The organism is Arthrobacter sp. 10N43 (genome assembly GCF_056394525.1).
Genome location: NZ_JBFTIA010000008.1, coordinates 139496 through 150455, shown reverse-complemented (window position 1 = coordinate 150455; position 10960 = coordinate 139496). Strand labels below are relative to the sequence as shown.

Below are 10960 nucleotides of genomic sequence, written 5' to 3'. Positions count from 1 at the left end.
ACGTTACCTTTCGCCGGGCCCGCGCGGGCGGCGCCGGGCCACCACCGCATCCATAACCAGTGCGAGCATGAGCAGGAATGCCACCGGGAGCCCGTAAAGGGCCGTGGAGGTAATCCAGGCCGGCGCCACGACATTGTTGAAGGCCATGACCATGACGGCGCCGACGGCAAGGAGGGACAGCACAGCAAGGGTGGCCGCAGCGATCATGAAGGGCCGCCGGTAACGCATCAGTGTCATGTGGGCAACGCTAACAGTCCGGCATCCCCCGCGCCTCAAACCACTAAATTGAACTTGGCAGGATAACCTTGGAGGTACAGACCAACACGGTCCGGGCAGTCACACCCTGAACCCGCGTAACCATGCGGATGCGGTGACCGCCGGCCGTGTCCCCGCAGAACGAAGAAGGTTGATTACGTGCCTACCGGCAAGGTCAAGTGGTATGACAAGGAAAAAGGCTTCGGATTCCTCGCTGGCGAGGACGGCCAGGAAGTCTTCCTGCCCAAGTCCGCCCTGCCCGAGGGTGTCAGTGAGCTCAAGGCCGGAACGCGCGTCGAATTTGGTGTAGCCGACGGGCGGAAGGGTGCCCAGGCCCTCGGCCTGCGCGTGCTGGACAAGACTCCGTCCATCGCCAAGGCGAAGCGGCCCAGCGCCAGGGACCTTGCCCCGCTGGTGCAGGACCTCGTTACCGTGCTGGACAACCTGTCTGGGACCCTGTCCGCGGGCAAGTACCCGGAAGGCAACAAGGGCAAGGCGATCGCAGCGGCCCTCCGTAAGGTTGCCGACGAGCTGGACGTATAGGGCTCTTGATGACTCAGGAACCTGATCAGTTGCCGGCCGCCGGCTCCTCGGTGCCTGCCGGATCCAAGGGAACCGGCTCCAAACACGCAACCCGCCCGCGCGCCGGCGTCCCCGTCTGGCGCACCGGCAAGCCTGACGCCTTCCTTGCCGCCGCCGTCGACGTCGCCCGCACCGCCGTGGAAGGCATCGCCCCCGCCGAGCAGATCGGCGAGCACATCGGTGCCCGCAGCGAGGGCGACCGCCTGGTGACCCACCTCTTCGAATCCAAGCTTCCCGGCTATCTGGGCTGGCAGTGGTACGCGGTGCTGACCCGCAACTCGCGCTCAAAGGTGGTCACGGTGGACGAACTGGGCCTGCTGCCCTCGGAGGACTCCATCCTCGCGCCGGCCTGGGTTCCGTGGGCCGAGCGGGTCCGCCCGGAAGACGCGCAGGCTGACGAGGCCGCCGACGAGGCGGCCGGCATCGAAACGCCGTCACAGGCGCCCGACGCCGTCGGCGAGCAGGACGCCGCTGACGACGACGGCGAGCAGACCGCTGACGAGCAGACCGCTGACGACGACGACGAGCCGACCTCTGATCAGCAGAACGCTGACCGGCAGGATGCCGACCAGCACGACGCCGACGATGAGCGGGAACGCTTCGCGGAGGCCGACTAACGGTTGGAAGCGTCCGGGAGCGTGTTTAGGGAGGGCTGGACCTGATGTCCATGTTCAAGTCCCTGCACATCCTGAACTACCGGATCTGGTTCATCGGCGCACTCGTCTCCAACATCGGCACCTGGATGCAGCGCACCGCCCAGGACTGGCTGGTGTTCGCCCACCTGACGGCGCAGGACGCCGGGGCGGTGGGGATCACCATGGCCCTGCAACTGGGCCCGCAGCTCTTCCTGGCACCCGTGGCCGGGCTGCTTGCAGACCGCTTCGACCGCAAGCGGCTCCTGGTGCTGACCCAGTCCGCGATGGCGCTGCTGAGTGCGGGGCTGGGCATCCTGGTGGTGACCGGCGCGGCGCAGCTCTGGCATGTGTACGCCTTCGCCCTGATGCTCGGGGTGGTCTCCGCGCTCGACGCTCCCGTGCGGCAGACCTTCGTCTCGGAACTGGTCCAGGACGACTACCTCTCCAACGCCGTGGCCCTCAACAGCGCGTCCTTCAACGTCGCCCGGATGATCGGCCCCGCCGTCGCGGGCCTGCTCACCGCCGTCGTCGGGCCCGGCTGGGTGTTCCTCATTAACACGCTCACGTTCGTCGCCCTGTTGCTGAGCCTGGCGAACATCCCGGCGGCCTCGCTGCGCCGGCTGCCGCGCGCCCCGGCGGGCAAGGGCAGGATCCGGGAGGGGCTGCGCTATGTCAGGCACCGTCCGGACCTGATCGTGGTGCTCGTGGCCATCTTCATTGTGGGAACCCTGGGGCTGAATTTCGCCCTCTTCATCGCGGCCATGGTGGGCACGGAATTCGGCCTCGACGCCGGGGCCTTCGGCCTGATGAATTCGATCATGGCTATCGGCTCCGTGGCGGGGGCGCTGATGTCCGCCGGCCGGGGGAAGCCGCGGCTGCGGGTCATTTTCGGGGCGGCCGCTGCCTTCGGCGTGACCTCTGGCATCGCGGCGCTGGCCCCCAGCTATTTCTGGTACGGCGTGGCGCTGGTGCCGGTGGGGCTGTTCGCAATCACCATGATGACCAGCGCCAACGGGTACGTCCAGACCACCACGGACCCCGTCATGCGGGGCCGGGTGATGGCCCTCTACATGGCAATCTTCATGGGCGGAACCCCCATCGGGGCGCCGCTGGTCGGCTGGGTGGCCAACACCGCCGGCCCCCGCTGGTCCATGGGGGTTGCGGCCGGCGCCGGCTTGCTCGCGGCCCTGATCGGGCTGGTGTGGATCATCCGGGCGCAGCACTTGCGGCTCCACTTCAACCGCCGGGCGCGCGGGCTGCGGTACTTCCGCGTCGAAAGCGGAAACGGCGCCGACACGACACCAGGTTCTGGTGCCGCGGCGACGCCGTCGGATGCTGAAGCTACTTCTTGAGTTCTGCCACCACGAAGTCGATGCACTCGAGCAGTGCCGAGACATCGTCCGGCTCGATCGCCACGAAAGTGGCGATGCGCAGCTGGTTGCGGCCAAGCTTGCGGTACGGCTCCGTGTCGACGACGCCGTTGGCGCGGAGCACCTTGGCGATGGCCGCGGCATCGATCGATTCGTCGAAGTCGATCGTGGCGATCACGTTGGAACGGTCCTCGGCCTTGGCCACGAACGGCGTGGCGTAGCTGGACGCCTCGGCCCAGCGGTAGATGCGGCCGGCAGAATCGGCCGTCCGGCCGGCCGCGAAGTCCAGGCCGCCGTTGGCGTTGAGCCACTGCACCTGGGCATCCAGGGTCACCAGGGTGGCCAGGGCGGGCGTGTTGTAGGTCTGGTTCAGCCGGGAGTTATCGATCGCCGTCTGGAGGTCCAGGAAATCGGGAATCCAGCGGTTGCCGGCCTTGATCCGTGCCGCCCGCTCCAGAGCCGCCGGGGAGAACAGGCCCAGCCACAGGCCGCCGTCGGACGCGAAGTTCTTTTGCGGCGCGAAGTAGTACACGTCGGACTCCGCCACGTCCACGTCAAGCCCGCCCGCGGCGGAGGTCGCGTCCACCAGCACCAGCGACCCCTCATCGGCGCCTGCCACGCGGCGGACGGGGGCCGCCACACCGGTTGAGGTCTCGTTCTGCGGCCACGCGTAAACGTCGACGCCGGCCTCCGCCCGGGCCGTGGGGCGTGTGCCGGGTTCGGCCTTGATGATGGAGGACTCGGCAAGGAACGGTGCCTTGTTGGTCGCCGAGGCAAACTTCGAGCCGAACTCGCCGAAGGAGAGGTGCTGCGCCTTTTCCTCCACAAGCCCAAAGCTGGCGATGTCCCAGAATGCCGTGGATCCGCCCACGCCCAGGATCACTTCGTAGCCCTCGGGCGCACGGAAGAATTCGCTCAGGCCGCTGCGCACCGAGCCGACCAGGTTCTTCACGGGTGCCTGGCGGTGCGAGGTCCCCAGCAGCTTCGCCGACGCGGCGAGGGCCTCCATCTGTTCCGGCCTGACCTTGGACGGACCGGCGCCGAACCGGCCGTCCTTGGGCAGGAGGTTGGCGGGGATCGCGATGCTGGTGTCGCTCACAGTGGCTCCAATTTTCGGCTGGTTCGTAGCGTGGCTGGAAGGTGGCCCGGTAGGGGATGGCTACAACGGACCCCTGCTTATTCTGCCTGTTTCATTCTGCCTGACGGGTACCGGCGACGCGGAAAAGGCCCTGTCACAGTCCGGTCATTGAGACGCCCGGGAACTGCCGGCGCGTGGGCACTCGGGGGCAGCGCCAGCCCGAACGAAAATTATCCGGAGTAATTCAAAATAGGCTAGGCTGGCATGCGAACGTACGGCGGTTCTTGCCAGGCGCATCCTGCATGCAGCCCGCACGCGGTACGGTGGGAATGACGCACGGACTGCGCTCGAGGAGCTGAGCTGAATGACTGATCTGATCGATACTACGGAGATGTATCTTCGGACCATTCTGGAACTTGAAGAAGAAAACATCGTTGCCCTGCGCGCCCGCATTGCCGAACGGCTCCGCCACTCCGGCCCCACTGTCTCGCAGACCATCGGCCGGATGGAACGCGACGGACTGGTGGTTGTTTCGGGCGACCGGCACCTTGAACTGACCGAAACCGGACGGAAACGCGCCATCGGCGTCATGCGCAAGCACCGCCTCGCCGAACGCCTGCTCGCCGACGTGATCGGACTCGACTGGGCCTATGTCCACGAGGAGGCATGCCGCTGGGAGCATGTCATGAGTGAGCGGGTTGAGCGGCGAATTTTTGAGATGCTGGACCACCCCACCGTTTCGCCCTACGGAAACCCCATTCCCGGTCTTGCCGATCTTGGCGGCGTGTCCAACGGCGCCCCGGCCGATGGGGCCGTGAACCTGCTTGAGGCCATGGCCGGCTACGGTGCGGGTTCGCGGGTCACGGTCAACCGGCTCGCGGAGCCGATCCAGGTGGAGCCGGAGCTTCTGGCCCAGCTCGACGAAGGTGGAATTCGGCCTGGTGCGCTGGTGTCGCTGGAGCGGGTGGGGGAGTACATCTCGGTCCGCGTTCCCGATATCGAGGGTGCCCTGGAGTTGCCGCCCGAGGTTGCGGCGCACGTCTTTGTAACACTCGCCTGACCAGCCACAACGCGCCGGTCATGGGACGACCCATGAGTTCTGCACATCTGGGGTTACGGATTTATTACCGGACGGCTTAATCCCCTATAGTTAGTGGCCAGTGCCGATACCAAAGCGTTACCTGATCCGAAGCCGAGCCCTGCCAGCGGATCAGTCGCAGAACCACCTCCTGGCAGGGGCGGGGGAACCACTTTCGGCTGCTGCTTCAGCAGCCTTGGGGTGAAGTCCGTCAGCGGCAAGCAACGTCCATCGAGGGATCCCCAGGGATGCCTCTCTGTCTGGCTGCTTGCAACGGCGGACCGGGTCTTTGAACTCTCTGACCCGAATCCGACAGCTAACTTCGCAGGCTATCCAGAGAGGAACCGTTCTTGACCACCCAGACCGCCAGGGGCCGTCGCCGCGCGACCGGTCCCGCTCCGGAGCCGCGTCCCGTCGTCGAGCATATGGCCGAACGCCCCCGCGACGCGCACCGCGATGAACGCCGGCGGCGGCGCAGCCCGTTCCGTCAGGTAACGGAATTTGCCGCGGCCAGCGGGGTCGGGCAGAAGGCCGGCATCGCACTGGCCGCAACGGGCCTGGTCCTCACTGTGACGGTCCCCGCCACGAGCCCCGTGCTGGCCTCCAACGCTGATGGAACAGGCGCCCTCTCCGCTGCAGTACAGCCGGATGTCACGGCTCCCGCCGCCGCAAAAGTCGATTTCAGCCGAACGGCCGTCACCACGAAGGGTGATCCGGACGGGAAGCTCAAGCAGCTGCTCAGCGCCCAGTCTGTGGGCAGCATCACGCGCGCGGCATCCGCCGGCACCCTCGGCGCACCGCTGGACCAGATGATCACGGCCTCGCCGTTCGGCTACCGCGTCAGCCCCATCACCGGCGGTGCGGGCGAGTTCCACCGCGGCCAGGACTTCGCCGCCCAGTGCGGCACGGCCGTCCACGCGGCCGCCAGCGGCACCGTGACGTTCAACGGATGGCATCCCTACGGCGGCGGAAACCGGGTCGTCATTGACCACGGCAACGGCCTGGAGACCACGTACAACCACCTGTCCTCGGCCTCGGTCAGGGTCGGCCAGAAGGTATCGCGCGGAGATGTCATCGCTATGAGCGGGACCACAGGCGCCTCCACGGGCTGCCACCTCCACTTTGAAGTGATGGTCAACGGCGACGTCGTTGATCCGCTCGGATGGCTCTAAATAGACGATGGACCGCTCTCAAATTCTTGTGACACGCCGTGATCTGAATGTGACATTGGGTCAGGACTGCTGTAGGGTTTGAAGCACGCCAACTTTTCCGAAGTTGGCGCTCTTGAGTGGATTGCCTAGCTCTGCCACCGCTCAAGGTCCGTTCGCATTACATCGTCTGGCAGGGGCGGGGGAACCAATTTTGGCCTTCGAAAGAAGGCCTAGGGGTTAAGTCGCAACGCTTCCCAGGAAGCAGCGCGGCCGGGTGACTCCCATCCGAATCCGACAGCTCACCTCGTAGGCATTGGGAGAGGCTACTTTCGTGTCTTCACGCCACAACTCTGCGCGCATGCGCACCGGCGAAGCTCTGTCGAGCTCGCTGGAATCCACATCACGTGCCGCCCTTGTCGGCGCCCGGATGGGATCACGTTCCGCCGGCTCATTCTCTACCGAGCCCGGACAGCATGCAGTTTCCGCATTTGGCGCGTCTTCGCAGTACACCCTTCGCTAAGTAACCCAATTTCGGGGCGATCCGGCGTACCCCCAAGATGCCGGAGCGTCCTCAGTCCGCGCCCGAAAGCGCGCGGTCCAAGGATCACGAAAGAGAGAACTTAATGACTACTCGTGCAACCGTTGCACGGCACCGAGCCGAGGTCACCAAGACCAACTCGCTGGCTGTTATTGCTAAGGCTGTCGGCGACAACGCCGGCGGCATGGGCCGTCAGGCCGCGGTCATCGCCGCAGCTTCCGGTCTGGTTCTGACCAGCGGAATCGCAGCCAACGCTGCTGAGACCAACGTTCAGCGCGAATCCACGTCCGCTTCGGCCCTGGAAGTCCAGTCCGCAGCCCCGGCCACCATTTCGGCCGCATCCAGCATCGCGATCTCCTATGAGAAGCCCGCCGTGACCACCACGCCGGCTCCCGTCGTCGAGGCCCCGAAGCCCGTTGTGAACGTCCAGGATTCCACGGCCTCCCGCGCCGGCGGCACCGAGCTTGGCGTCAGCGGCGGCGTCGCTGCCCAGGCTCCGGCCGGCATCGGCAGCGGAGCAGGCGCGACCATCGCCGCTGCTGCCTACGCGCAGATCGGCGTTTCGCAGGACTGCACCGCCCTCGCCACCAACGCCCTGGCCGCGGCCGGCATCCACTACCACGGCTGGCCGGCAGGTTACCTGTCCCTGGGCCGCACCGTGAGCGCCGCCGAGGCACGCCCGGGCGACCTCGCCTATTACCAGAACGGCGGCGTGGGCATGGCACACATCGCGGTTTACGTCGGCAACGGCATGGCAGTCCACGGCGGCTGGAACGGCGGCACCACCGCGCTGTACAGCGTGAACGTCGGCTCCGGCCCGGTCTTCATCCGCGTCGGCGGCTAAGCCACAGCACTCCAGCATTTCGAAAGACCCCCGCCTTTTGGCGGGGGTCTTTTGCGTGACCGCGCCATGAACTTTGCGCGCGCACGGCCGCGCCGGTGAAAAAATATTCGGTGATCCGGCACCTGAGTGTTTACTCTTGTCTTGTCGATCCATAGCCCGACCATGCAGAGGGCAGCCGGCCCTCGTGCCGCTGGCGGGTGCGGCCGTGAAGAGGTATGCGGATGCGCACTCTCGTTCTGAATGCTGGATATGAACCACTGGCGGTAATCACCTTCCGCCGGGCGCTCGTCCTTGTCCTGACCGGAAAGGCCAGCGTTGTGGCGGAAGGGGACGACCCCGTCGTCGGCCCCCAGGACATCCTGGGCCGCCCGTCCGTGATCCTGCTGAACCGCTACATCCGTCCGAGATACAACACGATGACGGCCGTGAGCCGCCGCGGCGTGCTCCGCCGGGATGCCCACCGCTGCGCCTATTGCGGCAAGGCGGCGCACACGATCGACCACGTCCAGCCCAAGTCCCGGGGTGGCGCCGATTCCTGGGAGAACCTGGTAGCGGCCTGCCTGCGCTGCAACAACGCCAAGAGCGACCACACTCCGGCGGAGATGGGCTGGAAGATCGGGTTTGTTCCGGGCCCCCCGAAGGGCGCGATCTGGCAGATCAAGGAACTCGAGAAGCCGACGCCCGCCTGGGATCCGTTCCTGCTGCCGGAATCGGCCGCCTGACCTCTGGGCCGCGCGGGGCCTGCCAGATCTGCCCGTAGCCGGCGCCGCGCTAGGCTGAACCGGTGGAGTTCGATGCCATCATTCTCGCCGGGGGGAGGTCCTCCCGCCTGGGCGGCGTGCCCAAATCCCGGCTGGTGTACGACGGCGCCACCCTCCTCGAGCGGTCACTGGGCGCCGCGGGCGGGGCGGGGCGCGCCGTCGTCGTCGGGCCGGACCCGGGGAACCTGCCCGACGGCGTCCTGACCTGCCGGGAGGAGCCGCCCTTCGCCGGGCCGGCCGCTGCCATCGCCGCGGGCCTGGACGCGCTGGCCTCGGGCCATTCCGTCCGGCGTGGGGACGCTGCTCCGGCGCCGTTTATCCTGGTCCTTGCCTGTGACATGCCAAGGTCCTCCGCTGCCGTCCGGGTACTGGCCGAATCGCTGGAGGCCTCCCTGGCGGCTGCGCCGGAACCAGGCCGGGGCGACGGGGTCATGGCCGTCTCCCAGGACGGCCGGAAGCAGCCGCTAGCGGGTTTTTATGGCACAGCTGCGCTACAACAAAGTGTTACGGACGCCCGGCATCGGGGCAGCCTGGAAAACGCGTCGGCCTTCTCCCTTCTTGCTAGGCTGGACGTACGGGAAGTCCGCGTTCCCCCCGGGTCCACGGACGATGTTGATACCTGGGATGATGCGTCCGCGTTGGGGGTATCGGACACAATTCCAGGCCTCGGTCCGGGCCCCGGCACGGAACTCCCCAGCTGAACGCGACCATGGAGGCAAACGGTGAAAAGCCAGGATGAAACGCTGGAAGACTGGTGCCGTGCCCTGCTCCAGGCCTTGGAGCTGGAAGACGTTGAGATTGACGTGAACGAGGTCCTCTCCCTGGCAGGGGTGGCCGCCCACTCGATAGTGCGCCCGGCCGCGCCGCTGACCACATTCATTGCCGGCTACGCCGCCGGCCTGGCCTCCGGCTCCGGGCGGGCGACGGACTCCCTGTCCATGCAGGACGCCATGGCAGTAGCGCGCCGGCTCGCCAAGGACTACGCGGCCTCCGAAGCATCCGAAGCATCCGGGGCATGACGGCTGCGGCTGCGGACGACGCCGGACCGGCCGTCCATGGCGGGAACGTCCCCGAAGGCGGCCGCACGGACCCCCTCACGGACTCGGACGCCCTCACGGAGGCCCCGGCAGGGCTGGACGCGGACCGCGACGCGGTAGACGAGGACACGGTAGACGAGGACACAGCAGGGCCGGACGCGGACCAGGCCACTGCGGACCAGGATGCGGGCAACCAGGACGCTGCGGACGCGCCGCACCGGCACCTGGCCCACACATGGCAGGAGGCCCGGCAGCTCGCCTTCGACTGTGCCACGCCCATCCCGGCCGCCCCCGTCCCGCTCCGGGAGGCGCTGGGCCGCACCCTGGCCGCTGACGTGCTGGCCCTGCAGGACATGCCGCACTATGCCTCCTCCGCCATGGACGGCTGGGCCGTCAACGGCAGCGGTCCCTGGATCCTGGCCGAACCGGACCAGCGGCTGGCACCGCACCAGGCAAGCCCGATCGCCACCGGAGGCCTCATCCCCGCCGGGGCCAAGGCCGTGCTGCGCAGCGAAAGCGGCATCATCGACGCCGATGAGGACGGCCTGCCCGTGCTGAAACTCGGCGGCACCGCGAAGCCGGGGGACCCGCGCAACGGCGACCACATCAGGAAAGCCGGAGAAGAAGCCGCCGCCGGGGACGTCCTGGTCAAGAGCGGCGCGGTCCTGAATCCCGCCCACCTGGCCCTCGCCGCCTTGGCCGGACACGACGCGCTTCCGGTGCTTGGCAAGGCCGTGGTGCGACTGGTCTTCACCGGTTCCGAGGTGGTGGCATCCGGGAGGCCGGCGCCCGGGGAAGTCCGCGACACGTTCGGACCCCAGCTGGCAGCTGTGGTGGGAATGCTCGGCGGGATCTGCACCGAAGAAGTGAAAGTCGGCGATTCCTACGCAGAATGGATCGCCGCCCTCGAGGACAGCGATCCTGCCGGTGAAAGCCTGCCAGCCGACGTCGTCATCACCACCGGCGGCACCGGACGCTCCGGAACGGACCACCTCAGGCGTTCGGTCGCCGAGCTGGGCGGACGCCTGCTGATCGACGGGATCGCGATGCGGCCGGGCCACCCGGCCGTGCTGGCCGAACTGCCGGACGGCCGGTATATCCTCGGCCTGCCGGGAAACCCGCTCGCGGCCATGATGGCGCTGTCCACGATCGGAGCCCCGCTCCTCGCCGCCCTGGGGCACGGTTCCCTGCGGCCGCTCAGCGAGGTGCCCTGCGGTTCGACGATTGACGCCGATCCCGGCCGGACCCGGCTCATGCCCTTCCGGCTGCTCTACGGCATGGCATCCCCGGCGCAGCACACCGGCCCGGGAATGATGCGGGGCCTGGCCGCCGCCGACGGCGTCCTGGTGGTCCCGCCCCATGGAGTTCAGCTGGGAGAGCTGGTCCCCGCGTTCGCGCTCCCGTGGGGTGCGCCGATCCCTGACGCCTCGGCAGCTCCCGTGGCGAAGCCTGCGGCGAAGCGGACCGCCAGGAAAACCGCGGCCAGCGACGGGCCGGTCGACTGGAGCGCCCTCCTGGGCTGAACACCCTCCGACGCGGGATACCGGCCGCCGGCTGCGCTGGCTTCAGGATCAGGCACTTGCAATGATGGAATCAGCCAAACCCAAATGAATATGTTGCCAAGGAGTACC

The 10960-nt window shown here is 67.5% G+C and carries 12 protein-coding genes and 2 riboswitches; of the genes, 10 read left to right on the top strand and 2 right to left on the bottom strand.

The annotated features are described in order from the left end of the window. Positions 1-3 precede the first annotated feature (3 nt). Positions 4-237 (bottom strand): hypothetical protein, encoded by a 234-nt coding sequence (locus AC1DDO_RS16295; protein WP_476867282.1) that lies wholly within the window; start codon positions 235-237, stop codon positions 4-6. Between the two features lie 177 nt (positions 238-414). On the opposite strand from AC1DDO_RS16295, the gene AC1DDO_RS16290 reads away from it, so the two are divergent. The 3 genes from AC1DDO_RS16290 to AC1DDO_RS16280 are packed head-to-tail and all read left to right on the top strand — an operon-like array spanning position 415 to position 2824. Continuing rightward, the gene (locus AC1DDO_RS16290) at positions 415-798 is read left to right on the top strand and encodes a cold-shock protein (protein WP_390205746.1); all 384 of its coding nucleotides are present in this window, start codon (positions 415-417) and stop codon (positions 796-798) included. Between the two features lie 8 nt (positions 799-806). Then, positions 807-1454, top strand: coding sequence for a DUF3027 domain-containing protein (locus AC1DDO_RS16285; RefSeq protein ID WP_476867281.1), 648 nt, complete (start codon positions 807-809; stop codon positions 1452-1454). Positions 1455-1498: 44 nt separating this feature from the next. Next, positions 1499-2824 carry an MFS transporter gene (locus tag AC1DDO_RS16280; RefSeq protein ID WP_476867280.1) on the top strand — a complete coding sequence of 442 codons (1326 nt, stop codon included), beginning with the start codon at positions 1499-1501 and terminating at the stop codon, positions 2822-2824. Here AC1DDO_RS16280 and serC read toward each other — a convergent pair. Continuing rightward, positions 2814-3941 (bottom strand): phosphoserine transaminase, encoded by a 1128-nt coding sequence (serC, locus tag AC1DDO_RS16275; protein WP_476867279.1) that lies wholly within the window; start codon positions 3939-3941, stop codon positions 2814-2816. The two genes, AC1DDO_RS16280 and serC, sit on opposite strands and share 11 nt — an antisense overlap. 343 nt (positions 3942-4284) lie before the next feature. Between serC and AC1DDO_RS16270 the strand changes: the two genes are divergently transcribed. The 7 genes from AC1DDO_RS16270 (at position 4285) to AC1DDO_RS16240 (ending at position 10852) form a co-directional block, all read left to right on the top strand. Next, positions 4285-4980, top strand: coding sequence for an iron-dependent transcriptional repressor DtxR (locus AC1DDO_RS16270; protein WP_476867278.1), 696 nt, complete (start codon positions 4285-4287; stop codon positions 4978-4980). Positions 4981-5130: 150 nt separating this feature from the next. Beyond that, positions 5131-5344, top strand: a riboswitch (cyclic di-AMP (ydaO/yuaA leader). Positions 5345-5348: 4 nt separating this feature from the next. Continuing rightward, the gene (locus AC1DDO_RS16265) at positions 5349-6170 is read left to right on the top strand and encodes a M23 family metallopeptidase (RefSeq protein WP_476972241.1); all 822 of its coding nucleotides are present in this window, start codon (positions 5349-5351) and stop codon (positions 6168-6170) included. Between the two features lie 136 nt (positions 6171-6306). Continuing rightward, positions 6307-6476, top strand: a riboswitch (cyclic di-AMP (ydaO/yuaA leader). 296 nt (positions 6477-6772) lie between these two features. After that, positions 6773-7531, top strand: coding sequence for an NlpC/P60 family protein (locus AC1DDO_RS16260; RefSeq protein ID WP_476867276.1), 759 nt, complete (start codon positions 6773-6775; stop codon positions 7529-7531). A gap of 221 nt (positions 7532-7752) precedes the next feature. Then, positions 7753-8253, top strand: a complete 501-nt coding sequence (locus tag AC1DDO_RS16255; protein WP_229993807.1) for an HNH endonuclease — start codon at positions 7753-7755, stop codon at positions 8251-8253. 62 nt (positions 8254-8315) lie between these two features. After that, complete coding sequence (gene mobA, locus AC1DDO_RS16250) at positions 8316-8993, top strand: molybdenum cofactor guanylyltransferase (RefSeq protein WP_476867275.1); 678 nt, start codon at positions 8316-8318, stop codon at positions 8991-8993. Positions 8994-9014: 21 nt separating this feature from the next. Next, complete coding sequence (locus AC1DDO_RS16245) at positions 9015-9311, top strand: DUF6457 domain-containing protein (protein ID WP_476867274.1); 297 nt, start codon at positions 9015-9017, stop codon at positions 9309-9311. Then, the gene (locus AC1DDO_RS16240) at positions 9308-10852 is read left to right on the top strand and encodes a molybdopterin molybdotransferase MoeA (RefSeq protein WP_476867273.1); all 1545 of its coding nucleotides are present in this window, start codon (positions 9308-9310) and stop codon (positions 10850-10852) included. The genes AC1DDO_RS16245 and AC1DDO_RS16240 overlap by 4 nt, the downstream gene beginning before the upstream one ends. Positions 10853-10960 lie beyond the last annotated feature (108 nt).